Below are 25,891 nucleotides of genomic sequence, written 5' to 3'. Positions count from 1 at the left end.
TTTCTCCCTGCGGGAATGGCTTAGTTGCTGGCGGTTTTCATCGGCTGATCGGGCTTTTTGTCATTCCCGGCGATGAACGGGCTCCACGGCTGGGCACGTACCGGCTGTTCCGTCTGCCACACCACGTTAAACTGACCGTTGCCTTCGATTTCGCCGATCATGACCGGCTTGTGCAGGTGATGGTTGGTGGCATCCATCGTGAGCGTAAAGCCAGACGGCGCCTTAAAGGACTGACCGGCCATCGCCGCACGCACTTTATCCACATCGGTGGTGCCCGCTTTCTCCACCGCCTGCGCCCACATATGGATGCCCACGTAAGTGGCTTCCATCGGGTCATTGGTCACCACGGTATCGGCGTTTGGCAGCTTGTGCGCTTTGGCATAGGCTTTATAGTCCGCCACGAAGGCCTGGTTGGTAGGATTATCAACGGATTCAAAGTAGTTCCACGCCGCCAGGTTGCCCACCAGCGGTTTGGTGTCAATGCCGCGCAGCTCTTCTTCACCCACGGAGAACGCCACGACCGGCACGTCGGTCGCTTTCAGCCCCTGGTTCGCCAGCTCTTTGTAAAACGGAACGTTGGAGTCGCCGTTGATGGTTGAGACCACGGCAGTTTTACCGCCCGCAGAGAATTTCTTGATGTTGGCGACAATGGTCTGGTAGTCGCTATGACCAAACGGGGTGTAAACCTCTTCGATGTCTTTATCCTCCACCCCTTTGGAATGCAGGAACGCGCGCAGGATCTTGTTGGTGGTGCGCGGGTAGACGTAGTCCGTGCCCAGCAGGAAGAAGCGTTTCGCCGCGCCACCGTCTTCACTCATCAGGTATTCCACCGCCGGGATAGCCTGCTGGTTCGGCGCCGCGCCAGTATAGAAGACGTTCGGTGACATCTCCTCGCCTTCATATTGCACCGGATAGAACAGCAAACCGTTCAGCTCTTCAAAGACGGGCAGAACGGACTTTCGCGAGACCGACGTCCAGCAGCCGAACACCACCGCCACCTTATCCTGACTTAACAGCTGGCGCGCTTTCTCGGCAAACAGCGGCCAGTTTGAGGCCGGATCCACCACCACCGGCTCCAGTTTCTTACCCAGCACGCCGCCTTTCGCGTTGATCTCATCGATGGTCATCAGGGCGACATCTTTCAGCGGGGTTTCGGAGATGGCCATCGTGCCGGAGAGGGAGTGCATGATCCCCACTTTGATGGTATCGGCCGCCTGCACGCTAAAACTCATTCCCATAGCAACGACAGACGCAGACAATGCAAAGGCTTTTAATAAAGTACGACGGTGCATATTTTCACTCCTGAAAAAGAACGCTGTGCGAAGACGTCCGTTACGGCGTGGACGCGGAAATAAATGTCTCAGCGAAGCAGGAGCAAAAAGGATGCCAGAATGGAAAAAGCGTGAATGCAGGGGCTGAAGCGCAGGATGTAAAGAGAACGTCTCAGAATGGCACAGCGCTGCACTTTAATAATGCAGCGCTGAAAAGCGGGTTTACCAGACTTCACTGGCGATCTGCGTCACCAGGCGGATTTTGTCCCACTGCTGGGCTTCGCTCAGGCTGTTACCCTCTTCGGTAGAAGCAAAGCCACACTGCGGGCTGAGGCAAATTTGCTCTTTCGCCACGTATTTCGCCGCTTCTTCCAGACGCGCCTTCACCCCTTCCGGGTTCTCCAGCTCGCCATTTTTGGTGGTGATAAGCCCCAACACCACCTGCTGTTTGCCGGGGCGGACAAAGCGCAGCGGCGCGAAATCCCCGCTGCGGTCGTTATCATATTCCAGGAAGAACGCGTCAACGTTAACCGTCCCGAACAGCACTTCCGCCACCGGCTCATAGCCGCCTTCTGAAATCCAGGTTGAGCGGAAGTTACCGCGGCAGACGTGCAGCCCGATGGTCAAATCGTCCGGTTTGCCCTCCAGGGCCTTGTTCAGCACGCGGGCATAGATACGCGCCAGTTCGTCGGGGTCATCACCGCGCTCGCGGATCTGACGGCGCTGGTCATCCGAGCAGAGATAGGCCCAGACGGTGTCATCCAGTTGCAGATAACGGCAGCCCGCGTCATAGAAGGCCCGAATGGCGTCGCGCCAGGTGGTCGCCAGATCGTCGAAATAGACGTTCAGGTCCGGATACACCGTGGCGTCTATGTCTTTACGACCGCCGCGGAAATGCAGCACGCTCGGGCTCGGAATGGTCATTTTCGGCTCGGCGCTCCCGCTGATGCTTTTCAGATAACGAAAGTCTTCCAGCATCGGATGCTCGCCAAAGCCCAGCTTGCCGGTAACGCGCACGCCGTGGGCTTTGGTTTGCACACCGTTAAACTGAATGCCCTGCTGCGCATCGTAACGCTCTACGCCCTGCAGACCGTCGAAGAAATCAAAGTGCCACCAGGCGCGGCGAAACTCACCGTCGGTGACCACATTCAGCCCACACGCACACTGCTGCTCAACGACATGGCGGATAGCGTCGTTTTCAATGGCGCGAAGCTGCCCGGCGTCAATTTCGCCGCTGGCAAATTTCTGGCGAGCCTGTTTGATGGCATCCGGGCGTAAAAAGCTGCCGACTACATCGGCGCGGAACGGGGCGTGGTGTCGTTGCATGGAAATCTCCTCAGTCTGCCGGTGATAATTGCCCGCAGTGATAATTCATCTTTTGAAGTTTTAGACTTCTGGATGTCTAAATGTCCAAAAAAGATGTCATACCTGCTTTATCCCGGCAAACGAGAAAATTTCACGGGTGATGAAAAAAATTCATCTTCACAGCGCGGCAGCGGTTTCGCTGCTGGCAAAGGCGTACTTTTCATCTTCCCAGCCGGTGATCCCGCCGAGCATAATTTTGACCGGCAGCCCAAGACGCGCCAGCTTCAGCGCGGCTCTGTCCGCACCGTTACAGTGTGGTCCGGCGCAGTAGACGACAAACAGCGTGCCTTCAGGCCACTGGGCCATGCGCCCGGCGGTAATCTGACTCCACGGCATGTGCACTGCGCCGGGGACGTGACGGCGGGCAAACTGCTCCGGGCCGCCCACCACATGAAGCAGCACGAAGTCCTGCTCCTGGTTGACGATGGCATGATGCACATCGGCACAATCGGTTTCGACGCTCAGACGGCGCAGAAAATGGGTGACGGCTTCCTGCGGCTCGGCAGCCGGAAATTCAGTAACATAGCTCATGATCCTTCCTCATCTTTGGCGTTTGTGTTAACACTACTCTATCCACAAATTCAGCCGGTGAATGCGCTCACGTATGCCAGAAAACAGCAAAAAGATGACAAACTTAAGACAGCATCCCCGCCCGAAGGTGGTGGTGCTGGCCTATGACGGTCTGTGTACCTTCGAATTCGGCGTGGCGGTGGAGATCTTCGGCCTGCCGCGCCCCGAGCTCGGCGACAACTGGTACCGCTTTGCGGTGGCGAGCGTGGATAGCGGTGAACTGCGGGCAACGGGCGGGATCCGTATCATTACCGATGGCGATCTCTCCCTGCTTGAATCTGCCGATCTGATCGTGGTGCCGGGCTGGCGGGGGCTGGAGTCACCGGTTCCGGAGCCGCTCTGCCACGCGTTACGCCAGGCCAGCGCGCGGGGCTGTCAGCTGCTGTCCATCTGTTCCGGCGTGTTTGTGCTGGCCGCGTCAGGGCTGCTGAACGGACGTAAAGCCACAACGCACTGGCGTTATATTGACGCACTTAAAGCCCGTTACCCTGAGATCGAGGTGGTTGAGGATGTGCTCTACCAGGACGAAGGCGATATTCTGACCTCCGCAGGCAGTGCAGCGGGCATCGATCTCTGCCTGCATGTCGTGCGACGGGATTATGGCATGGAAACCGCCAACAGCGTGGCGCGCCGGCTGGTTATTCCGCCACACAGGGATGGTTCACAGCCGCAGCAGCTGAGCCGCCCGGTGGCGCAGTTGCGGGAAAGCCAGCGACTTGGTCAGCTGTTTGACTTTTTGCACCAGCATCTTAATGAAGCGCACAGTGTCGACTCGCTGGCGCGTCGGGTTGGGATGAGCCAGCGCACCTTTCTGCGTCGCTTCGAGGCGGCGACGGGAACCACGCCAGCCCGCTGGTTACTCCATGAGCGCCTGTTGCGGGCGAAAGATTATCTGGAAAGCAGTCGGTTAAGCATCGACAGCATTGCTGAACAGACCGGGTTTGGTCAGGCATCGACGCTGCGTCATCATTTTCGTCAGCAGTTCGCGCTTTCCCCGGCCCAGTATCGCAAACAATTTTCACGTCCGGATGCTGTCCGCTAAAGAGCCAGTCCGGACATCGGCATTTACGATTAACAAGGGAGCACCTGATGGTCACCACCCACGTTTTTATCGCCGTCAGTCTTGATGGTTACATCGCCCGGGAGAATGACGATATTGACTGGCTGTTGCAGCGCGACGATCCGACCGAAGACCATGGCTATACGGCGTTTATTGCGGACAAAGAGTGGATCGTCATGGGGCGCGGAAGCTATGAGAAGGTGGTGACCTTTGACACCTGGCCGTATGACAGGCCGGTGCTGGTGCTCTCCCGACAGCTGGCCGACACGCCCGTGCCGGAGGCGCTGAAGGGCAAAGTGCAGTTCTCCCGCCGTGCGCCAAAAGAGGTACTGGACGATCTGGCGGCGCAAAATGTCCATCGCGTCTATCTCGATGGTGGGCGGGTCATACAGTCGTTCCTGCGCGAAGGACTGGTGGCCGATATGGTGATTACTACCGTTCCTGTCCTGCTTGGCTCGGGAAAACCGCTGTTTGGCGCCCTTCCACGGGATATCGATTTGACACTGGTATCCAGCCGCAGCTTCCCTTCGGGCCTGGTACAGTCGCACTATCGGGTCACGACATAACGCTGGTAGCGCCACTGCTGGCAAAAAAAAACCGCCATTATCTGGCGGTAAATGCTTGCATGGATAGATTTGTATTTTGGTCTCTACGTCCCGACACGTCATGGCCGGGCAGCGGATCCCATACAACCTATCACTCTTTATCTCAACGAACCTTAAACAGCCCTGTTAACCCGCCTGGGTATTGATTTGCAAATAACGCATCAGGCCCTGCTCAGCGCTCTGTCTGGCATCATCATTGATGGCCTCAAGATAAAACGAACGCGACACGCCATATGGCGCTTTTTCGGATGGATAGACCGCAAACTGGAATGTTTTCCCGCGCGTCTTGTGAGTGCAGTCTAATTCCCAGCGTTCGTCGTTAATTTTGATGCTATTACAATCAACGCGTCCATAATCGCTGGTTAAATATGATCCTACGCGAGCTTCTGCAGAGTGAATATATTCAGGTGCGTCATTACTGACATAACGAGCGCCAGCCGCGGCCCCTGCTGCAACCACCACAAGCGCCAACACCATTATTTTTTTCATTTATTAAGACCCGTTCCTTAGCCAGAGAATTCTTATTATATAGGATTTATCTCTAAAACCATTGTCCAGTTTGGTACCAGAAATGGCGGTTTATCGTCAGTATCTCAATTTTAAGAAAAGTCTCAATATAGCTTTAATTCGACAAAACCTGACGATGACTTTGCGTTAATTTGAATATTCGAATAATAACACAAGGGAATTACAGGCATGATCGTTCCGCGTTCTTATTCTGCGGTGAAGAGATAATGAGAAAAGGCCTGGCACTGGTGATGTTGCTCTGCGCCCTGTTTTCGGGGCAGCTTATGGCGGGGCACAAAGGACATGAATATATTTGGGTGAAAAACGTGGAGCATCAGCTTCGTCATGAAGCCGACAGCGACGAATTGCGAAGCGCGGCGGAAGAGTCGGCAGAGGGTTTGCGCGAGCACCACCTGTGGCAGAAATCGCGCAAACCGGACACGCACGTTCGGTAATTAGCTGCCCTTACGTTTCGGCAGGGTTTTCATCAGATCGTCCGGGCTGACGGACGCCACAATACTGCCGGGCGGTGGCATTTTGAAGATGTGGTTTTTCATCTTGCCAATCACATGCATTTCGCACGGACGACAGTCAAATTTAAGGGTCAGGACTTCGTCTCCGTTCACCAGCTGCATCGGGGTGGCCTTCCAGCTTTTGATATTCCCTTTCGCCTGCTTCGGACACAGGTTGAAGGCAAAGCGCAGGCAGTGCTTGGTGATCATCACCGGCACATCGCCCTTCTCTTCATGCGCTTCATACGCCGCGTCGATCAGCTGCACGCCGTGACGATGGTAGAATTCACGGGCTTTATGGTTATAGACGTTGGCAAGGAAGGACAAATGCGTATCCGGGTAAACGGGCGCAGGGACGGTTTCAGCTTTACGGCTGCCGCGCGGATAGTGCGCCAGGCGTGCCGCATCCAGCATCTCTGCCGTTTCACGGCGGAACGAATTAAGCAGGCTGTTCGGCACGAACAGCGCGTCCGGCAGGTTCACCTCAATGGTGCGGGCGTAGTAAATCGTCTGCCCCAGCTTCGCCACGCCGTCCTTCAGGTTGTTAAGCGCTTTTTCGGCGTTATTGGCCACCTCGAACAGACCGTCGAGCGTGTGGGTTACGCTGATGCCATCTTCACAGGTCATGGTCAGAATCAGCTGCTCTTCCCAGCCGCCCAGTTCAATATCCACCGCAATGCGGCGTTCGCTGGAGGTTTTCAGCAGCGCCTGCTGCCAGTTATGATCGAGGTTACGGTTAAGCGCCGCGTTTGGTCGCGCTTTGTAGAGATCGGCCGGCATTTCATTCGGCCAGACGCGGTAGCTATTTTCGCCGGTTTTCTCCACCGTATTGGCGCGGAAGCCCACCACTTCACGCTTGATCATCACGTTAAGGCCATCACCGTTCGCCAGCGGCTCCGTCACTTCAACATCCAGGTGATCCTTCGCCACTTTCAGCACTTCACCGACCGGTAAACCGATAAACTTCGGGGAATCAAACGCGCCGATATCCCCTTTGCGGGCATTGACAAAATAGTCCGTGCTGCCGCGGTGGAAGGTTTTGTCCGTCGACGGAATAAAGAAATGCTCGGTACGACCGGCCGACGCGCGCGCCAGGTCACCGCGGTCTTCAATAATCGCATCCAGCATCTGGCGATAGTGCGCGGTGATGTTCTTCACGTAGCTCATATCTTTGTAGCGCCCTTCAATCTTGAAGGAGCGCACGCCTGCGTCGATCAGCGCGCCCAGGTTGGCAGTCTGATCGTTATCCTTCATGGAGAGCAGGTGTTTTTCGAACGCCACGACGCGGCCCTGATCGTCTTTCAGGGTATACGGCAGACGGCAGGCCTGAGAACAGTCGCCGCGGTTGGCGCTGCGGCCCGTTTGCGCGTGGGAAATGTTGCACTGACCGGAATAGGCTACGCACAGTGCACCGTGGATAAAGAACTCAATGGTTGCGTCTGTCGCCTGGTGGATATCGCGGATCTGATTCAGGTTCAGTTCGCGTGCCAGAACGATCTGCGAAAAGCCGACGTCGGAAAGAAACTTCGCCTTCTCTACCGTGCGGATATCACACTGGGTACTGGCATGCAGTTCAATGGGGGGAATATCCAGCTCCAGCACGCCCATGTCCTGCACAATCAGGGCATCGACGCCGGTCTGGTAGAGATCGGTAATCAGACGCTGTGCAGGCTCCAGCTCATCATCATGAAGAATGGTGTTCAGGGTGACGAACACCTTCGCCCCGAAACGGTGGGCGAACGGCACCAGTTCAGCAATATCGCTCAGGCTGTTGCTGGCGTTATGGCGGGCACCGAAGCCAGGGCCGCCAATGTAGACGGCGTCTGCGCCATGAAGGATCGCTTCACGGGCAATGGCGGCGTCGCGGGCCGGGCTTAAAAGTTCAAGATGATGGGATTGCAGGCGCATACTTCGTCGTTATCCGTTATGGTCAAAATGGCGGCTATTGTAGTCAGAAGTATGCGTCAGCGAAACAGTTTTGCGTAGCCTTAGCGGGGATAATGGATCAGCGAATGAAAATGCACCGGCCGGTCGCTGCTGTTACGGTATGCGTGCGGTTTATCACCGGCAAAACGCACGCCTGAATCGGCAGAAAGGGTCTGCCACTGCCCCTCAAGTTTCATCTCCAGCTCACCGCTGATCACCACCACATGTTCAATCACCCCCGCTTCATGCGGCGTGGACTCGCTCAGCGCGCCGGGTGCCAGGGTAATGGAGAAATGATCAAACTTCAGCGTTTCGTCCCACGGAAACAGCGGTTTCACCACCATCGCCTGCTGCTGCGGGTCAAAGACGGCCTGCCGGTCCGCCTCCGGGGTGATAAACGCGGAGAACGGTACGTTCAGTCCGGTGGCGATTTTCCACAGTGTCGACACCGTCGGGCTGGACTCATTGCGCTCAATTTGCCCGAGCATGGCTTTTGATACACCGGTCTCGTCCGCGAGCTTCGACAAACTCCAGCCGCGCGCCTGACGCAGCGTTTTCAGTGTTGTTGCAAGATGCAGTGTGATGTCCATGTTCCCTCCTGGTAATGCCCAGCATACCACTTGTACGCTATAACGCACAGTGTTACCTTATTCCGGACGTTATAACGCACAATGGAGTTCCCATGCGCCCTTCCTCGCATTTCATTCCCGTCACGCTGGCGGGCTTCGTCGCCGTTCTGGTGGGTTACGCCAGTTCTGCTGCCATTATCTGGCAGGCCGCTGCCGCAGCGGGTGCCAGCGCACAGCAGATCGCAGGCTGGATGACCGCCCTGGGAATAGGGATGGGCGTCAGCACGCTGGCGCTTTCCTGGTGGTATAAAGCGCCGGTGCTTACCGCCTGGTCCACGCCCGGTGCCGCGCTGCTCGCCACCAGCCTGCATGGCGTCACGCTGGCGGAAACCATCGGCGTGTTCATCTTTGCCAACGCGCTTATCCTGCTCTGCGGCATCACCGGGTTATTCGCCCGGCTGATGAAGCTGATCCCCCATTCCCTTGCCGCCGCCATGCTGGCGGGTGTGCTTTTGCAGTTTGGCCTGCATGCGTTTGCGCATCTTGAGGGGCACTTTTTGCTGTGCGGCAGCATGATTGCGGCATGGCTGCTGGCAAAAGCGCTGGCCCCGCGTTATGCCATCGTGGTCACGCTGCTGGCAGGCGGTATTGTGGCAGGGATAAGCGGTGACGTTGTCACCGACAGGCTAACCCTCTCCCTGGTGATGCCCGAATTTGTTGCGCCTACGTTCACCTTCACCAGCCTGGTCAGCATTGGCGTGCCCTTCTTCCTCGTGACCATGGCCTCGCAAAATGCGCCGGGGTTCGCCACGATGAAAGCGTCGGGATATCCGCTGGCGGTCTCCCCGCTCATCATCGTGACGGGTGGACTGGCGCTGCTGTTTTCGCCGTTTGGCGTCTTTTCCATCTGCATAGCGGCGATAACCGCCGCCATTTGTCAAAGCCCGGATGCACACCCGGATGCGGATAAGCGCTGGCTGGCAGCCATTGCCGCTGGCGGGTTTTATCTGCTGGCGGGGATTTTCGGTGGCTCTATTACCGGCCTGATGGCCGCCCTGCCGCTTAGCTGGATCCAGACGCTGGCCGGTCTGGCGCTGCTGGGAACCATCAGCGGGAGTTTATATCAGGCATTACATCACGAAGCGGAGCGCGACGCGGCCATCGTCACGTTTCTGATGACCGCAAGCGGCGTCACGCTGATGGGGATTGGTTCGGCATTCTGGGGGCTGGTATTGGGCGGCGTGTGCTATGCCCTGTTCTCACGCGCTCGCCGCACGTAGCTGTGAGGGCGTCATGCCCGTCACGCTGCGAAAGCGGTTGCTGAAGTGGCTGGCGGAGTTAAACCCGCAGGCCAGCGCAATGTCCGTCAGCGGCATGGAGGTATGCTGCACCAGCTCTTTCGCTTTGACCATTCGCCTGTGCATCACGTACTGATGCGGCGCCAGCCCCGTTGACTGGCGGAACATGCGGGCAAAATGGTATTCGCTGAGGGCGGCCTGCGCCGCCAGTTCGGCCAGCGTCAGGGGCTGCCCCAGGTTCTCTTCGATAAAGGCCAGCACGTTGCGCAGAACAAACGGCGATAACCCGCCGGTGACGACCGGCAGTTTCCACTGCACGTTGGCGTAGTTTTGCAGCAGATGAGTCAGCAGCAGCGTAGAGGCCGTGCTCAGGGTAAGCTGGTTGGCGTTTTGCTGCCAGTCACAGCCCAGTAAGAACTGGCGATACAGCGCGGTGATCTTGGGATCGCTGCCAAAAATGCGTTCGTCCAGGGTCAGTGACAGCGGCCGCTTGTCCCAGATTTTCTCCCCCACGTCGCGCAGGTGCTCATCGGTACAGTAGAGATGCACAAACGACAGGTCATCCCGGATATCCCACGTTGATTCGCTCTCTTTGGGCATCAAACAGAAACGGTCCGGCCCCCCGCCGTTTTTCCAGCCGCCCGGCGTTTTTTGATAGCTTTCGTAACCGTCCGCCACGTACAGGCTCAGGGTGTGATGGTTACTTTTCACCGTTATCGTATCGTGCTTGTTGTACCACGCGGCCAGCTGAATACCGGAATTCAGCGAGACGGTTCCCCGCAGGACTGCATTCTGTTGGCTGAGCGTTTCAAAGGTATCGTAAGCGTGAGACATAACCGTTAGCGCGTGATGGACTGGGATCTCAGTCTAAAAAGAGTTGTCGCCCGTTGCCAGTCCCCGGGAAAGAAAAAAGCGCAAGATTTTGCAAGTCTCCCGCAAGCCGGTGAAAGCCCGATGCGGGATGTCGCGCCATACTGCGGGCTTCGGTGGTTTAAGAAGAGAAGAATATGAACGCATTATTATACGGACTGGTGGTGATTATCTGGGGAACCACCTGGATTGCGATTTTCCTGCAGCAGGGACCGGTGGCGGCGCCGGTGTCGATTTTCTGGCGCTTCGCGGTCGCCAGCCTGACGATGATGGTGGTGTTACTCGCCCTGCGCCGTCTGCGCACGCTGGTGCTACGGGATCACCTGTTTTGCCTGCTGCAGGGATGCTGTGTTTTCTGCTTTAACTTCTGGTGTTTTTACACGGCAGCGGCACATATCAACACCGGGCTGGAGTCGGTGATCTTCTCCATGGCCGTGCTCTATAACGCCATTAACAGCTTTATTTTCTTCGGTCAGCGCCCACCGGCGCGCTTCTGGACGGCTGCGGCACTGGGCCTGGTCGGGATCATCACCCTCTTCTGGGACGATCTGCTGGCCAGCGGCTGGAGTGCGTCACTGCTGACAGGCATTGGGCTTTCCGCACTCGGTACCTACGGCTTTTCGCTGGGCAATATGATCAGCATGCGCCATCAGCGCAGAGGCCTCGAAACCATGACCACCAACGCCTGGGCGATGCTCTATGGCACGCTGGTGATGGGCTGCATTGCGCTGTTCAGAGGTGATAGCTTCGTGCCGGAGTGGACGCTGAGCTATATGGGCGCGCTGGTCTATCTGGCTCTGTTTGGTTCGGTGATTGCGTTTGGCGCGTACTTCACGCTGGTGGGCCGCATTGGCCCGGGCAAAGCGGCCTACAGCACGCTGCTTTTCCCGCTGGTGGCGCTCTCCATCTCCACGGTGTATGAAGGCTACGTCTGGCATATCAACGGCATTGTTGGATTAGTGCTGATTCTGGGAGGAAATATGGTGATGTTCACGAAACCGGAAACCTGGTTCAGACGCTTGCGGACGGCGTAAATAAAAACGGCCTGCATCACGCAGGCCGTTTTAGATTATTTCGCGGTTTTTTTCACATCAAACATGGTGGCGTCCGTTGCCATGTCATCAACAACCTGCTTCAGCGTCGCGAAGGTCATTGGTGTATTTTCGTTATTCAGCTCTTTACCTTCGCCTTTACGTACCACCTTCATGACCGGTTTATTGGTCGCCGCATCGATCAGCTCACCTTCAAAGTAGAGATGGGTATCCATGGTGCGATGTCCGGTTGCCATCTGCGTACCGGCAACCACCAGCGCAACAGGCACCACTTCATAGAACTGCAGTCCCTCTTTCTGCGAGCTCACCCCGGTAATGGCACCGCGGAAAATCAGGCTGTGTTTACCCGGCGTAGTCACAATCGGCTTACGCGTACCAATAGCGGTTTTCATTTTGTTATTGGTGTAATTCAACAGCTCATCAAGCGTTTTTTGCCCGATTTGAGTGGTGGGTTTTGGCGTTGGATAATAGGTAATTGGCGTCCAGATAATACTGTCGTAGTTAGCTTCGTTATAAGCGGGATCTACCCAACGCAGGGTAGGCTTACCTGTCGCGGACGTCGTTTGCTGTAAACCCGAGTAATCTTTTAAAAAGCCAGAATATTGCTCAGGTGCGGCGACTTTAGAAGAACAACCCGCCAACGCCAACAGACCAGTAAGCACTGCAACTTTAAAAAAAGAGTGAGTACGCATGATGATTTTCCATGTTATATGCAAGTATGCACTTGAAGTTATAGCAAAAGTCTGGCGGGTTTGTTGTGACAAAAAATGATGCGGGTAGCACAAATTGCAAAAAGACTGCCCGGCATCTGTCCGGGCAGTGAAAATTTACTGATTTATATCCACTTGCCAGAACAGATGTTTGCCAAACGGGTCTATTTCATAGCCCTTCACTTCCTTGCGTACCGGCTCGAAAATCGTTGAATGCGCAATCATCACCGCAGGCATCTGGTCATGCATCATCTGCTGCGCCTCTTTATAGAGCGCCACCCGTTTATCATGATCGGTTATCGATTTGGCCTCAGCGATGATCTTATCAAACGGCTTGTAGCACCATTTCGCCGAGTTTGAGCCGCCATTCGCCGAGGTGCAGGTAAACAGCGGGCCGAAGAAGTTGTCCGGATCGCCGGTGGCCGTCGTCCAGCCCATCAGCGCGGCCTGATGCTCTCCCCCCTTCACGCGTTTAAGGTATTCGCCCCATTCGTAGGTGACAATTTTGGTCTGCACACCAACCTTCGCCCAGTCCGCCTGAATCATCTCCGCCATGCGTTTCGCATTCGGGTTATAGGGCCTCTGGACCGGCATCGCCCATAAGTCGATGCTGATGCCGTTGGCAAAACCGGCCTCTTTTAGCAGCGCTTTCGCCTTCTCCGGATCGTAGTCGTAATCCTTCAGCTCGCTGTCGGCACTCCAGACGCCCGGCGGCAGCAGGTTCTTCGCCGCCGTGCCAGTGCCGTGGAACACCGCGTCAATAATGGCCGGTTTGTTGATGGCCATCGCCAGCGCCTGGCGGACTTTCACGTTATCCAGCGGCGGCTTTTGGGTATTGAACGCCAGGAAGCCGGTATTCAGCCCCGCCTTGCTCATCAGGTTGATATCTTTGTTCGCCTTCATACGCGGCAGGTCTGCCGGGTTCGGGAACGGCATCACCTGGCATTCGTTCTTCTCGATTTTGGCAAAACGCACGGAGGCATCCGGGGTGATGGTAAACACCAGCCGATCCAGCTTCGATTTCCCCTGCCAGTAGTCCGGGAAGGCGGTAAACAAAATGCGAGAATCTTTCTGATACTGCGCCAGCTTAAACGGACCGGTGCCGATCGGCTCCATGTCCACCTTCTCCGGCGTCCCCGCTTTCAGCATCGCGTCGGCATATTCCGCCGACAGAACAGAGGCAAAATACCATGCCAGATCGGCAACAAACGGCGCTTCCGGGTGCGCCAGCGTAAACCGTACGGTGTGGTCATCAACTTTATCAATGGCGGTAATCAGGCTGCCAAACTCCAGGCTTTCGAAGTTGGAGTAGCTGCCGTTTGAGACGTTGTGATAGGGATGGTTGACGTCTTTCTGCCGCATAAACGAGAAAATCACGTCATCGGCGTTAAAGTCGCGGGTCGGCGTGAAGGATTTATTGCTCTGAAACTTAACGCCTTTACGCAGATAGAAGGTGTAAACCTTGCCGTCGTCGCTCACCTCCCAGCGCTCCGCCAGGCTCGGCACCAGCTCCGTGGTGCCGGGTTTGAAATCGACCAGCCGGTTATAGACCGGCACGGCGCTGGCGTCGACGCTGGTTCCCGAGGTGTATAACTGAGGATTAAAGTTTTCCGGCGATCCTTCGGAGCAATACACCAGCGTTTTCGCGGCGACAGCGGAGCTGACCGTCAGCGCCGCGAGTGCCAGCGTGAAAGTTGTGAGTTTGCTTGTCATCGTATATTCCTGTCTTTTTAATTCGACGGCTAATTAATTCTTTTGCCATTTCATAAATAACATTAAAGTGATGTGGCAAACACCCGAAAAATAAATAAGGAACAAATCACTATGGGCTCGCCACTTTCCAGACAATTAACGCACCGCTTTTTTCGCTATCTCGCCATCACCAGCCAGAGCGATCCCAGAGTAAAAACCCTGCCCTCGACCCCGGGCCAGCACGACATGGCGCGGGAACTGGCGCAGGAGCTAACACAGCTGGGTTTAGACGACATTGTGATTGACGAATTCGCCACGGTGACAGCGGTCAAAAAAGGCAACGTCCCCGGTGCGCCGCGCATCGGCTTTATTACCCATATTGATACTGTCGACGTGGGATTATCACCGGATATTCATCCACAAATATTAACGTTTACCGGTGAAGACCTCTGTCTGAATAAAGAGAAAGGGATTTGGCTGCGGGTAAAAGAGCACCCCGAAATTCTCGCCTACCCGAATGAAGAGATTATTTTTAGCGACGGAACCAGCGTACTGGGCGCCGATAATAAAGCGGCGGTTACCGTCGTGATGACGGTGCTGGAAAACCTGACGGCAGAACATCAGCATGGGGATATCGTCGTGGCGTTCGTGCCTGACGAAGAGATCGGTCTGAACGGTGCCAAGGCGCTGGATCTGAAACGCTTCGATGTCGACTTCGCCTGGACCATCGACTGCTGCGAGTTGGGCGAAATTGTTTACGAGAATTTCAATGCGGCCGCCGCCGAGATCCGCTTTACCGGTGTGACGGCGCACCCGATGTCCGCGAAAGGCGTGCTGGTCAATCCCCTGCTGATGGCGACTGACTACATCAGCCATTTTGATCGCCAGCAAACGCCAGAGTGTACCGAAGGCCGCGAAGGCTATATCTGGTTTAACGGCCTCCAGGCCGGGCAGAACGAGGCCGTACTGAAGGCCAACATCCGGGACTTTGATAAAGAGAACTTTGCTGCGCGCAAACAGCAGATTGCCGACGTCGCCGCGCGGATTGCCGCCCTCTATCCGACGGCTAAAGTGGACTATCGCATTGAAGATACCTACAGCAATATCAGCAATGCGATTGGCGAAGACAGGCGCGCTATCGATCTGATGTTTGAGGCGATGGAATCGCTCGGCATCACGCCAAAACCGACGCCAATGCGCGGCGGTACGGACGGGGCGGCGCTCTCGGCAAAAGGCTTACTCACGCCGAACTTCTTTACCGGCGCGCATAACTTCCACTCGAAGTTTGAATTCCTGCCGCTGTCGTCGTTCGAGGCCTCTTACCACACCGCCCTGCAGCTGTGTCTGCTGGCCGCCCGTTAAGCGGGCTTGCGGGCCAGCAGAGTGGCAAAGCGCAGTTTAATGCGGTTCCCGTTTTCATCGGTGCGGTGCAGTTCGCCGGGATCTTCGTTGTATTTAATCAGCTCCCAGCCTTCGTAATAGTTGCTCAGCTCACCGCTTTTGAATGCAAACGGGAAACCGACCGTGCAGGGATAATCTGCCGTATCCATGGCGGCGACAATCAGGTTGTAACCGCCCGGCGTGGTGCAGCGCTGCATGTTGGCGATAAGACCCGGGATGGTGTCTGGCTGTAGGAACATCAGCACCACGGTGGAGAGAATAAAATCGTACTCGCCATCAAAGCTCAGGCTGTTGAGATCCTTGATCGCCGTTTGCAGACCCTCAATGCCTTCCGCCGCTTTGATGCGCTCGATATTATCAATGCTCATTGGGTTCTTGTCCCACGCGGTCACCTCGTAGCCGTTGGCGGCGAGATACAGGCTGTTGCGACCATTGCCGCAGCCGAGATCGAGGGTTTTACCAGGCTTCACGATTTTCGCGCTGTACAGTACCTCTGAGTGCGTGCGGGTGAGTCCATATTTTTCTGTGAAGTAATTCTCATCGACGGTCATTGTTTTTCCTGCGTCTCTTTAAAATGCATTTTGAATGCCATTTTATGGCGTTTGCCGCAGGGTTGCCAACCCTTCGAAAAGCGAAAACTTTGCTACGTTTACTTATGACGCTTATCAGAGACACGAACATGAATAAATATCGCCTCAGCGACGAAACCCGCCTCTGGCAATGGAAAAACGGCGAGACGACCCACTCAACAACGCTGCGACAGATTATCGCCACGGCGGATTTTAACGACGTAAAAGCCGGTACCCGAGGCGGCTGGATAGACGATGAGCGCGCCCTCGCGCAGGACGGTCACTGTTGGATCTACGACGAAAACAGCGTAGTGTTCGCCGGGGCAACCGTGGCCGGCAACGCACGCCTCACCCTGCCGTGCACCGTGAGCCATGATGCGCATATCGGGGACAACTGCTGGCTGGATGGCGCGGAGGTGAGCCATGGAGCGCGAATAAGTGACAACGTCACTATTCAGCAATCCTGCGTGCGGGGTGAATGCCATATTTACGGCGAGGCTCGCGTGCTGCATCACAGCGTGGTCATTGCGGCCAAAGGACTGACGCCGGACCACGAACAGATCCTGCAAATTTACGATAAGGCGACGGTGAGCCAGTCGCGCATTGTCCACCAGGCGCAAATCTACGGTGAGGCGATGGTCAGCTTTGCGTTTGTTGAGCACCGCGCCGAAATATTCGACAACGCCATCCTCGACGGTAACGATCTGAATAACGTCTGGGTGTGCGATTGCGCAAAAGTCTATGGTAACGCCCGGGTGATTGCCGGTTTTGACGACGATGCCATCCCGACGCTGCGCTATAGCTCCCAGGTGGCGGAAAATGCGGTAGTGGAAGGCAACTGCGTCATCAAACATCACGTGCTGATTGGCGGTCAGGCATGGCTGCGCGGTGGGCCGATCATGCTGGACGATAAGGTGGTCATTCAGGGCCGCGCGCGGATCAGCGGTGACGTGCTGATTGAGCATCGGGTTGAAATCACCGACGATGCGGTAGTTGAAGCCTTTGCTGGCGAGAGCATTCACCTGCGCGGCGAAAAAGTGATTAACGGCGCGCAGCGCATTACCCGCACCCCGCTGCTGGGGGCGCTATAGGGCGTAAATCTTGCCGTAGATGTTTACGTCATCAAAGGTGCCCTTCAGGTATTCTGCTTCCCGCAGACACCCTTCCAGCGTAAAGCCGTTGCGCAGGGCAACATTGTTGCTGTTCTGATTCGCGACCCGACACTTAATCACAAAACGACGGATCTCACCGCGCTCAGCGTAGTAGCGCATAAATGCCTGCAGTGACTGAGAGAGAATACCCTGCCCCTGATGGTCTTCATCCAGCCAGTAGCCGATGTACCCGGCTTTGTTGGTCGGTTCAATGGTGTTAAACGACAGCACGCCGACCAGCGCATCATCGCTGAAGATCAAAAACATTTTGGCGTAGCCGCGCTGGTGCAGCATCTGGTTACTTTGCACGTTGCGGCGGGTATCCTCTTCGCTGACCGCATGATGCGCCCAGTCAAACGCGCTTTGCAGCCAGGTTCTGTTTTTGACGACGAGGTTATACAGCTCAGTGGCATAGCGCGCTTCGACGGCGCGAAGTTCGATAGCGTCAGATACCGGGATAATTTCGGATTTTGCTGCGGTCATTGCCCCTCACCCTAACCCTCTCCCGGAGGGAGAGGGAATCGATCGTTAACGCATCACCCTATCATCAACGTACTGACGTTTGTCCGGCGCTGGCGGGAAATACTGGTACAGCCAGGTTTCACTGATGGCATCGCCCTGGCAGCGCAGGAACAGGCGCATATCCACCGGCTCCGTCGAATCCGACGTCGGGTACCAGTCAAACAGAATACGGTATCCGTCAAACGGCTCAACGTAGAGGATCTCCACCTGCTTTGCTTCTCCGCTGGAGAGCGTAATCACCGGCTCGATACCTTTTGGCGCGGCGGCCTTCAGGTCACCGCCGACGAAGTCGATGGCAAAGCGACGGGCCCACACTTTCGGGTAGTTTTCGCCCGGCGCCCAGCCTTCCGGGAAACCGCCCATACCGGTACGGGTCGCGTAGACGTTGGCCAGCGGGGAACGCACCGGCGGCATAGCGCTCCAGTAGAGGCGATATTTGAAGTCCAGCTCATCGCCCGCTTTGACGGCTTTTTCCGGCTGCCAGAAGCAGACCACGTTATCCAGCGTTTCACCCGTGGTCGGGATCTCCATCAGGCCCACCGCGCCTTTCCCCCAGTCGTTGCGCGGTTCCACCCACAGGCTCGGGCGTTTGTTGTACCAGCCCATCACGTCCTGATAGTGCGAGAAATCGCGATCGAGCTGCAGCAGACCGAACCCTTTCGGGTTTTTATCCATATAGGCATTGAACTGCAGTTTTTGCGGGTTGTTCAGCGGACGGCAGATCCACTCCCCGTTGCCGCGCCACATCGCCAGGCGATCGGAGTCATGGATTTGCGGGTGAATGGTGTCACACATGCGGCGTTCGTTATTGCCGCAGCTGAACATGCTGGTCATCGGCGCGATGCCGAGCTGCTTAATGTCCTTACGGGCATAGAGGTGGTTTTCCACCTCCATGATCACCTGGCTCTTCTCGCAGTGGATCACGAACTTATAGGCCCCGGTGATGCTCGGACTGTCGAGCAGCGTATACACGGTAAAGGTGGTGTCGCCCGGCTTCACGGTTTCAAACCAGAAGGAAGTAAAGTCCGGGAACTCTTCCGGGGTGTCGGTAAAGGTATCGACCGCCAGGCCGCGCGCAGACAGGCCGTACTGGTAGGTGTCATCCACCGCGCGGAAGTAGCTCGCCCCCAGGAAAGAGACGATATCGCGACGCGCCAGCTCAGGTGCCTTAAAGGCGCGGAAGCCGGCAAAACCGAGATCGCTTTGCCCTTCCAGCTGTTTGGTATCCACGCCCGTTTCACCGTAGCTAAACAACTCCGGGCGGAAGTGGATCTCGCGCGCCATTGACGTGGACTGATCCAGCGAGAACATTCGCACGCGACGGCGGAAGCCCATCCCCATATGGAAGAATTGTACGTCCAGCTGACGCCCGTCAATATTGTTCCACAGCGACTGTTTTTCATCGTAGCGGATGGCGTTGTACGCCTGCGGCGTCATGGTGGCCAGCGTGTCTGGCAGCGGACGTGGCGCGCCACCCCATGGGGTTTTCGCCAGGTCATGCGCCATGGATTGCAGGACGGAAAAATCAAAACGACGGCTCTGACCGTCAGCAATATCAGAGTCAGCAGCGTATGCCGCTCTGGAAAACAGGGAAGCAAGGCCAGATGTGCCGCTCAGGGCTGCCACTGCCAGCGAGCCTTTTAAAAAACGTCTGCGATTCATGCCTGGAAAAACGTCCTTATGGTCGTGTGAATGTGTTTCGCGCCTGGCGAAATGACGGCAAGAAAGAACGCACAGCCTAAACAAAAATGGTTAAGAATCCAATTGTTGGCCGGTGATAATCTGAACAAAGTGAGAAATATTTTCTGTCGACCAGAACGGCCCGAAAGTGGTGTAAAGAAAGCCTGGAAAATGTGTATAAAAATGCCCCGTCAGGACATCATCTGACGGGGCGAATGAGGTGGTTATTTTACGCTGACATCGATACCCGGGAAGTACTTATCAGCGAGTTTGGCGATCGTGCCGTCGGCACGTACTTTATCAATCGCGGCATCAAGCTGCTTTTTGGTGGCCTCGTCACCTTTACGCAGCCCAAAGCCGATCCCGCTGCCGAGGATGGTGTCGTCAGACACCGGTTTGCCGATAAAGCCAAACCCTTTACCCTGCGGCTTGCTGAGGAAACCTGCCTGCCCGGCCGCGGACATCACCAGCGAGGCGTCGATACGGCCATTCAGCAGATCGCCCCATGCCATATTCTGATCTTTATAAGACACCACGGTGACACCCTGCTTTTCCCAGTGCTCTTTGGCATAGGTTTCCTGGATGGATCCCTGCAGCACGCCGATGGTTTTGCCCTTCAGCCCTTCTGGCGTCGCCTCAACTGCCGTCCCGGCCTTGCCGACGAGCTGTGACGGGATACGGTAAATCGGCTGGGTGAAATCAATGCTCTTGCGGCGCTGTTCGGTGATATTCATCGCCGAGTTGATGGCGTCAAATTTCTTCGCCACCAGCCCCGGGATCAGCGCATCAAAAGAGGTTTCAACCCAGCTGCACTTCAGCGCCGCCGCTTTGCAAATCGCATTCCCCAGCTCAACGTCAAACCCTTCCAGTTCGCCCGCCGCATTACGGCTCTCAAACGGCGGATACTCCGCTTCCAGACCGTAACGCAGCTCGGTGGCCGCAAAGGAGGAAAACGTACACAGCAATCCCATGCCGACAACTAACGCGCGTAATTTCATCTCATACTCCTCAGAGCCTATCCCAGTAGGCGTAATTGTTGAAGGCAGTTTGGTACCGGACAGCGCACAGAAACCGGAACGTACATGTAGTACGTGAGGATTTCGAGCACTGCCCGGTGCCAAAATGGCGAATAAAATAGCCTAATGGGATAGGCTCAGCGTGGTTTGACCCGACACAGGGCTTGGGCACCTGCCCGTAACGTCGCCTCATCTTTCGCAAAAGAGAGACGAATCAATTTATTATCCGTACCGTCCGCATAAAACGCCGACAGTGGAATGGTTGCAACGCCGTACTCAACGATCAGCCGTTTCACCAGCTCGCTGTCGCGCTCGTCGCTGAACGCGCTGTAGTCCGCCAGCATGAAGAACGAACCGGCGCTCGGCAGCAGCGTAAACGGCGAATCGGCCAGCAGGCTGTGCAACAGGTCGCGCTTACGCTGGTAAAACGCCGACAGCGACAGCCAGGTTTGCGGATCGAGCATATGTTCAGCAAATGCGTGCTGCATTGGCGTATCGGCAGAAAACATCAAAAATTGATGCACTTTACAAATCTCATCCATCAGCACCGCCGGAGCAACACAGTACCCCACGCGCCACCCGGTGACGTGATAGGTTTTTCCGAAAGATGAGATAATGACGCTGCGCTCCGCCAGTTGCGGATGCGTGGCCATCCCGTGGTGCGGCTCACCGTCAAACACGACGTGTTCGTACACTTCATCAGACAAAATAATGATGTCGGTATTGCGCGTCAGCGCTGCCAGCTGCTGCAGGTCATTGGCCGAGAAGACCTGCCCGCTCGGGTTATGCGGCGTATTGATGATGATCATCCGCGTGCGGGGGGTAATGGCAGCGCGAACTTCGTCCCAGTTGACGGCAAAATCCGGCACCGTGAGCCTGATGGCGATCGGGGTGGCCCCCTGCAGACGAACAATTGGCGCATAGCTGTCAAATGAAGGTTCGAAGTAGATCACCTCATCGCCCGGATGCACTAACCCGCTTATCGCCGAGTAGAGCCCTTCGCTGGCGCTGGCGGTCACCAGCACCTCGCGGCCTGGGTCATACTGCGTGCCGTAGAGGGTGGCAATTTTATCGGCAATGCGCTCCTTGAGCGGCTGCAGACCGGTCATCGCCGCGTACTGGTTATGCCCTGCCTCCATTGCGCGAGTGACGCCCGCAACAAGCTTCGGGTCGCAGGAGAAATTCGGTGCGCCCTGAGAAAGGTTAATGGCGTTATGCTGCGCCGAGAGCTGGCCGATAACGGTGAAAATGGTGGTTCCCACATCTGGCAGTTTGGAGCGCGTCTGTACCGGCGTTCGTAAAGTCATCCTGTTACCCTTCTCATGGTCTTTGCATAACTATTCAAACAACAAGTTGATTGTCGGGACAATCGAATTGTTGTCATAATAGCCATGAGAAAAATGCATAGCTGAGGTGTTTCCATGTCGCGCCGTTCGCTCCCGCTCAATGCCATTGACGCATTTTTAGTCACCGCGCGTCATCTGAATCTTACGCACGCCGCTGCGGAACTTTGCCTGACGCAGGGGGCCGTCAGCCGCAAGATTGCCTCCCTTGAGACGTGGTTTGGTTTTCCGCTGTTTGAACGCCACGCGCGCGGCTTGCGCCTCTCCCCGCAGGGCAGCGCCCTGCTTCCGGAGCTGCAGTCCGCCTTTGAACAGCTGCTGGCCGTGGCGGACCAGGCCCGGAGCCAGCAAACCGAGATCCGGCTCAAAGCCCCGACCTGCGCGATGCGGTGGCTGGTGCCGCGCCTGCTGGAGGTGGAGCGCGAACAGCCGGATCTGCAAATCGCTCTCACCACCACTACCGATCATAACGTCAATTTCAAAACTGAATCCTATGATGCGGCCATCGTGTTCGGTACGCACATGAGCGCAGGCGATCTGCTGTTCGAAGAGGCGCTCACGCCGGTGATAAGCCCGGTGCGCGCGGGTGCAGCATTGGGTGCGTTGACGTTCCTGCACCCGACGCGGGATAAGACCGACTGGTCGTTATGGCTCACAAAACAGGAAGGACCCGGCTTTGTCATGCACAAAAATCAACACTTCGACACTATGGATCTGGCGATCACCGCCGCCATTCAGGGGCTGGGGGTTGCCATTGCTGACGAAACGCTGGTGGCTGAAGATGTCCGCGCCGGAAGGCTGATGCGGCCCTATGAGACAAGCATTAAAACCGGCGCCAGCTACCGGCTGGTGCTGCGCGAAACGCCTGACGCGGAAAATGGTCTGGCGGCGTTTCGCGCATGTCTGCTTAATCGAGACTGACGTGGTGCTTCATCACCCGTTTGAAGAGGCTCATGCGGGCGCGCATAAAGCGGTTTTCAAGCCTGAAAGCTGCATGTTTATTCACACCAATGCGTAACAAAACGTCCCGCCCTTTGCGGCAGGCGGGCCAGTGCGTCGGTCCTGGCAGGATCTCGCGAAGCCCAGCTTCTCGCGCAAAGCTTACCCAGTAGTCGGCCACCTGGGCGGCAAACTGCAGATCCCGTTCATTGACATACTGACGTGAAGGTTCCACCTGGCCGAGCGTGTCGAAGACATAGGGAACCTCGTTGCCGTGCCAGGCACCGTTGGCATAGGTGGCATGTTCCGCTTCCGCGACATAGTCAAACCAGTAGCGCCAGCACAACCCCCCCACACGCTGCTGAGCCTGCATCACCACATACCCCATGGTGGTAAACGCCATGTCGCGGCATACCTGCCTGCCCAGCTCTTCATCCCCTTTCACGCCGGGATAGAGCAGCTTAATCAGCCCCAGCCCAAACCGCCGCTCCCGGCGAAGCTTCTGGATTTGCCCCGCGAGATCGATGCCAAACACCGCCATCACGCTGGCCTCGTCGCTGTTAGAGCCAATCATCACCGGCACAGGGTGCTGACGGGCTGCAAAAAAGACGTCCAGCATCGCTTCCGGCAGCACGCAATCCCCGACGATGGGCGCCGGCGCGACGTTCAGCGGCGCGGTTAACGGCCAGAACGACTCGGGTGGAATGGCGCGCAGCTCCTCGGCCGTTGTGTTCTTGAGACCAAAATGGGCGGCCAGAGCTTCTCCTTTCTGCAACGCCTGTTCACGCGGCGTGTCCGGCAAGGTGTAGCCACTTTGCACTATCGCCTTATGGAACAGCCCCTTTGCCAGGGGCGATGCCAGCAGCGACAGCACGCTGCGCGCGCCAGCAGATTCACCAAACAGGGTTACGTTAGCCGGATCGCCACCAAACGCGGCGATATTGTCCCGTACCCATTCGAGGGCGGCGATCTGATCCAGCAGGGCAAAATTATGCACCACGCGATCTTCTTCCCCTTCCAGGGCCGGATGGGCGAAAAAGCCGAGATGACCGAGACGGTAATTGAGGGTCACCACCACCACGCCACGTCCTGCCAGCGCGGTGCCGTTGTAAGGTGGCAAGCCACCGGCGCCAATCGTAAACCCGCCGCCGTGCAGCCAGACCATTACCGGGAGCGGCGTTGCGCGGTCAACCGGAGACCAGACGTTAAGATAGAGACAATCTTCAGAAAACTGGCCCGGATCGCCGCCACCCAGCGTCTGGCAATACTCGCTGCTTTGCCAGCATGAAGGCGAAAGAGCCGTGGCCTCGCGAAGGCCTTCCCAGCGTGCAGGCGGCTGCGGTGAACGCCAGCGCCCGTTGCCTACCGGCGGCGCGGCGTAAGGGATCCCGTACCAGGCATGCACGTCATTATCAGTAAAACCAGCCAGTGCGCCGTAGCGCGTTTCAACCACAGGGGCGGAAGGAGTTTGCATAAGGACCTTATTTTTTCCAACACACCCCAGCAGAGTAACGATTTCAGAGCAAACCGCAACGCTGTTTGCTGCGCGTTTCAGCCTCCTCATAGAGGGCAAACTCGTCATACACCGGGCAGCCCAGCGCCGCTTCAAAGGCATCGCGGCTGGCGTTACCGTGGCTGCGCGCCTGGGTTTCATTGCCGAGATTAGACTGGAAGATCCCGGCAGCGCTGACCGGAAGGAAATCTTCGTAGGTGATCGGCTGGGCGACAACCCATCCGCGCTCTATCAGCGGCTGCGGATCGTCGCCAGGCCGGAACGCATGCCGATGCGCCTCCCCGGCTGGCGTCAGACGATAGCGGAAATAAGCCAACTCCTGACGGCGCATTAACAGCTCGCTGTCAGGGAAGGCGCTAAAAATCTCCTGCAAATGCAGCTGATGCGTCAGGTTATCTTTGCCGGTACCGGCCTGGGCAAGCAGGCTGTCGTACAGTTCACGGCCTTTCGGGGTCAGCGCCACGCCGCGCTGCTCAATCTCACCGAAACGTGCGGTGTGGGTGCCTTTATGTTCCCCGGCAAACAGCACCGGCTCCTCCAGGGCTTTAAAGCTGGTTTGACGCAGTAAGACAGGCACCTCGCGACGAGGCGGCCCTTCAATCAGAATTTTGGGTTCAATGCCGTACTTCGGCATCAGCTCCTGCACCCGGTCAATATCCAGCGTGCGCGGCGTCAGGTGGTTAATGTGACACCCCGGGAAGCAGACCACATCAGCAATCAGCCGGTGCTCGTTATGCAGCGCCAGATAGGTTTCCTGATCGACCGTTGCATGGCGGTGCCAGCGGAAGGTTTCCAGCGCCTCCTGCACAAACTCGTGCGCCTGCGCCTGCGTAAACTGCCCTTCTGATTCGTACAGATCGAGAAGCGCCAGACAGCGCGGGGTAAAGATGTTCCGATGAGACAGGATTTCCGCCGCACGTTCGCGCAGCGCGACGTTTTCAATCAACTCAAGACGCAGCAGCGAGGTAAAGATACGGAACGGATTACGGCACAGCGCCGCATCATCAATCGGGCGAAACGCTGTGGAGTGAACGGGCACCCCCGCCTGAGAGAGATCGTAATAGCTGACCGGGTACATGCCCATGATGGCAAACATACGGCGCAGGGTAGAAAGTTCTTGCGCCGTGCCAACGCGGATGGCCCCGTGACGCTCCACGTTCAGGCGCGCAAGCTCATCGGCGTTTGCCAGTTGTTCATGTAGTAGTGGATTATTTTCCAGAACCGCCAGGTTTACGTCCGCAACCAGTTCAAGCAAGGTGCCGTACTGCGGAACTTCCTGCTGGTACATCGCCGACATAGCCTGCGAAAAGTGTTCCCGAATGTCATCAGCCGTGATGGTGTTCGCCATGATGTCATGCCTCCAGTGAATATTACCTGGAGTGTAGAGAAACCCGTTCCTTCCGGGGGGAAGAATTTCTGATTTGTGATCTTAAGACGACAGTGGTCAAACCGTGTGCTACTGGCCTCTGAACACGCCTCAACGAAACCGCCCTTTCACGCCTGGCGCTTTTATCCAGGATTTTCCTTATAATTATTTATGGTTTCGCTGACTAGCTATAAAGGAGTACTTTTTGATTTTCTTCTGACTGCAAATTAACCAATTTGCGCGCGCCATTATTTTTATCCTCACCTTTCAAATTTTTAGCCCGAAGTTAGGAATAATCTTAATGGTTGTTTACAAGTCCTTCCTGCCTATCCATATTTCCTGCTCAAGCGAAGCGCAAATTTACAAATATTTAAAAATAACGTA

General features: G+C 56.4%; 24 protein-coding genes. 8 read left to right on the top strand and 16 right to left on the bottom strand.

Annotated features, from left to right (window positions below; all coding sequences use genetic code 11):
- Window positions 1–20: 20 nt before the first annotated feature.
- The 3 genes from urtA to EKN83_RS08690 all read right to left on the bottom strand — a co-directional run bounded on the left by urtA (window position 21) and on the right by EKN83_RS08690 (window position 3,167).
- Window positions 21–1,292 (bottom strand): urea ABC transporter substrate-binding protein, encoded by a 1,272-nt coding sequence (gene urtA, locus EKN83_RS08700; RefSeq protein ID WP_126800695.1) that lies wholly within the window; start codon window positions 1,290–1,292, stop codon window positions 21–23.
- Between the two features lie 201 nt (window positions 1,293–1,493).
- A complete protein-coding gene (locus EKN83_RS08695; protein ID WP_025756409.1) occupies window positions 1,494–2,597 on the bottom strand; it encodes a cobalamin-independent methionine synthase II family protein in 1,104 nt (367 codons plus the stop codon).
- 156 nt (window positions 2,598–2,753) lie between these two features.
- Complete coding sequence (locus EKN83_RS08690) at window positions 2,754–3,167, bottom strand: rhodanese-like domain-containing protein (RefSeq protein ID WP_045284372.1); 414 nt, start codon at window positions 3,165–3,167, stop codon at window positions 2,754–2,756.
- Window positions 3,168–3,240: 73 nt separating this feature from the next.
- Between EKN83_RS08690 and ftrA the strand changes: the two genes are divergently transcribed.
- Both ftrA and EKN83_RS08680 read left to right on the top strand, forming a co-directional pair.
- Entirely contained in the window at window positions 3,241–4,248 is a 1,008-nt protein-coding gene (gene ftrA, locus EKN83_RS08685; protein ID WP_025756407.1) for a transcriptional regulator FtrA, read from the top strand.
- Between the two features lie 47 nt (window positions 4,249–4,295).
- Window positions 4,296–4,832 (top strand): dihydrofolate reductase family protein, encoded by a 537-nt coding sequence (locus EKN83_RS08680; RefSeq protein ID WP_047958570.1) that lies wholly within the window; start codon window positions 4,296–4,298, stop codon window positions 4,830–4,832.
- Window positions 4,833–4,997: 165 nt separating this feature from the next.
- Here EKN83_RS08680 and EKN83_RS08675 read toward each other — a convergent pair whose 3' ends face one another.
- Window positions 4,998–5,360 carry a hypothetical protein gene (locus EKN83_RS08675; protein WP_025756405.1) on the bottom strand — a complete coding sequence of 121 codons (363 nt, stop codon included), beginning with the start codon at window positions 5,358–5,360 and terminating at the stop codon, window positions 4,998–5,000.
- Between the two features lie 245 nt (window positions 5,361–5,605).
- On the opposite strand from EKN83_RS08675, the gene EKN83_RS08670 reads away from it, so the two are divergent.
- Window positions 5,606–5,833 (top strand): DUF2554 family protein, encoded by a 228-nt coding sequence (locus tag EKN83_RS08670; protein ID WP_224752908.1) that lies wholly within the window; start codon window positions 5,606–5,608, stop codon window positions 5,831–5,833.
- Here EKN83_RS08670 and EKN83_RS08665 read toward each other — a convergent pair whose 3' ends face one another.
- Window positions 5,834–7,798, bottom strand: a complete 1,965-nt coding sequence (locus EKN83_RS08665) for a peptidase U32 family protein (RefSeq protein WP_126800694.1) — start codon at window positions 7,796–7,798, stop codon at window positions 5,834–5,836.
- Between the two features lie 80 nt (window positions 7,799–7,878).
- Window positions 7,879–8,406: a helix-turn-helix domain-containing protein gene (locus EKN83_RS08660; protein WP_025756402.1), complete on the bottom strand. Its 528-nt coding sequence runs from the start codon at window positions 8,404–8,406 to the stop codon at window positions 7,879–7,881.
- A 92-nt stretch (window positions 8,407–8,498) separates the two neighbouring features.
- Here EKN83_RS08660 and EKN83_RS08655 point away from each other — a divergent pair, with 92 nt between their 5' ends.
- Window positions 8,499–9,665, top strand: coding sequence for a benzoate/H(+) symporter BenE family transporter (locus EKN83_RS08655; protein WP_126800693.1), 1,167 nt, complete (start codon window positions 8,499–8,501; stop codon window positions 9,663–9,665).
- Here the strand turns inward: EKN83_RS08655 and EKN83_RS08650 are convergent.
- Complete coding sequence (locus EKN83_RS08650) at window positions 9,645–10,517, bottom strand: helix-turn-helix transcriptional regulator (protein WP_025756401.1); 873 nt, start codon at window positions 10,515–10,517, stop codon at window positions 9,645–9,647. The genes EKN83_RS08655 and EKN83_RS08650 overlap by 21 nt on opposite strands.
- A gap of 173 nt (window positions 10,518–10,690) precedes the next feature.
- Here EKN83_RS08650 and EKN83_RS08645 point away from each other — a divergent pair, with 173 nt between their 5' ends.
- Window positions 10,691–11,587 (top strand): DMT family transporter, encoded by an 897-nt coding sequence (locus EKN83_RS08645; RefSeq protein WP_126800692.1) that lies wholly within the window; start codon window positions 10,691–10,693, stop codon window positions 11,585–11,587.
- Between the two features lie 35 nt (window positions 11,588–11,622).
- On the opposite strand, the gene EKN83_RS08640 is transcribed toward EKN83_RS08645, so the two are convergent.
- Both EKN83_RS08640 and EKN83_RS08635 read right to left on the bottom strand, forming a co-directional pair.
- Complete coding sequence (locus EKN83_RS08640) at window positions 11,623–12,297, bottom strand: DUF3313 domain-containing protein (protein WP_025756399.1); 675 nt, start codon at window positions 12,295–12,297, stop codon at window positions 11,623–11,625.
- Between the two features lie 135 nt (window positions 12,298–12,432).
- Window positions 12,433–14,028 (bottom strand): ABC transporter substrate-binding protein, encoded by a 1,596-nt coding sequence (locus EKN83_RS08635; RefSeq protein WP_045284366.1) that lies wholly within the window; start codon window positions 14,026–14,028, stop codon window positions 12,433–12,435.
- A gap of 111 nt (window positions 14,029–14,139) precedes the next feature.
- Here EKN83_RS08635 and pepT point away from each other — a divergent pair, with 111 nt between their 5' ends.
- Window positions 14,140–15,369, top strand: coding sequence for a peptidase T (gene pepT, locus EKN83_RS08630; RefSeq protein ID WP_126800691.1), 1,230 nt, complete (start codon window positions 14,140–14,142; stop codon window positions 15,367–15,369).
- On the opposite strand, the gene tehB is transcribed toward pepT, so the two are convergent.
- Complete coding sequence (gene tehB, locus EKN83_RS08625; RefSeq protein ID WP_045284364.1) at window positions 15,366–15,959, bottom strand: tellurite resistance methyltransferase TehB; 594 nt, start codon at window positions 15,957–15,959, stop codon at window positions 15,366–15,368. The genes pepT and tehB overlap by 4 nt on opposite strands.
- Before the next feature lie 128 nt (window positions 15,960–16,087).
- Here tehB and ydcK point away from each other — a divergent pair, with 128 nt between their 5' ends.
- Window positions 16,088–17,068 (top strand): YdcK family protein, encoded by a 981-nt coding sequence (gene ydcK / locus EKN83_RS08620; RefSeq protein ID WP_045284363.1) that lies wholly within the window; start codon window positions 16,088–16,090, stop codon window positions 17,066–17,068.
- Here ydcK and rimL read toward each other — a convergent pair.
- The 4 genes from rimL to EKN83_RS08600 all read right to left on the bottom strand — a co-directional run bounded on the left by rimL (window position 17,063) and on the right by EKN83_RS08600 (window position 21,653).
- Window positions 17,063–17,611: a 50S ribosomal protein L7/L12-serine acetyltransferase gene (rimL, locus tag EKN83_RS08615; protein ID WP_126800690.1), complete on the bottom strand. Its 549-nt coding sequence runs from the start codon at window positions 17,609–17,611 to the stop codon at window positions 17,063–17,065. The two genes, ydcK and rimL, sit on opposite strands and share 6 nt — an antisense overlap.
- 45 nt (window positions 17,612–17,656) lie before the next feature.
- Window positions 17,657–19,312, bottom strand: a complete 1,656-nt coding sequence (locus EKN83_RS08610) for a glucan biosynthesis protein D (protein ID WP_126800689.1) — start codon at window positions 19,310–19,312, stop codon at window positions 17,657–17,659.
- Window positions 19,313–19,554: 242 nt separating this feature from the next.
- Window positions 19,555–20,328 carry a transporter substrate-binding domain-containing protein gene (locus EKN83_RS08605; protein ID WP_025756391.1) on the bottom strand — a complete coding sequence of 258 codons (774 nt, stop codon included), beginning with the start codon at window positions 20,326–20,328 and terminating at the stop codon, window positions 19,555–19,557.
- A gap of 155 nt (window positions 20,329–20,483) precedes the next feature.
- A complete protein-coding gene (locus EKN83_RS08600; protein WP_025756390.1) occupies window positions 20,484–21,653 on the bottom strand; it encodes a pyridoxal phosphate-dependent aminotransferase in 1,170 nt (389 codons plus the stop codon).
- 114 nt (window positions 21,654–21,767) lie between these two features.
- Between EKN83_RS08600 and EKN83_RS08595 the strand changes: the two genes are divergently transcribed.
- Window positions 21,768–22,610 carry a LysR family transcriptional regulator gene (locus tag EKN83_RS08595; RefSeq protein WP_126800688.1) on the top strand — a complete coding sequence of 281 codons (843 nt, stop codon included), beginning with the start codon at window positions 21,768–21,770 and terminating at the stop codon, window positions 22,608–22,610.
- Here the strand turns inward: EKN83_RS08595 and EKN83_RS08590 are convergent.
- Window positions 22,597–24,102 carry a carboxylesterase/lipase family protein gene (locus EKN83_RS08590; RefSeq protein ID WP_126800687.1) on the bottom strand — a complete coding sequence of 502 codons (1,506 nt, stop codon included), beginning with the start codon at window positions 24,100–24,102 and terminating at the stop codon, window positions 22,597–22,599. The two genes, EKN83_RS08595 and EKN83_RS08590, sit on opposite strands and share 14 nt — an antisense overlap.
- A gap of 43 nt (window positions 24,103–24,145) precedes the next feature.
- Window positions 24,146–25,489, bottom strand: coding sequence for a VOC family protein (locus EKN83_RS08585; RefSeq protein WP_059386576.1), 1,344 nt, complete (start codon window positions 25,487–25,489; stop codon window positions 24,146–24,148).
- Window positions 25,490–25,891 lie beyond the last annotated feature (402 nt).

This window comes from Enterobacter sp. WCHEn090032 (assembly GCF_003986875.1).
Classification (GTDB): Bacteria; Pseudomonadota; Gammaproteobacteria; order Enterobacterales; family Enterobacteriaceae; genus Enterobacter; species Enterobacter sichuanensis.
The sequence above is the reverse complement of the archived record's forward strand: the minus strand, read 5'-3'. Positions and strand labels throughout refer to the sequence as shown.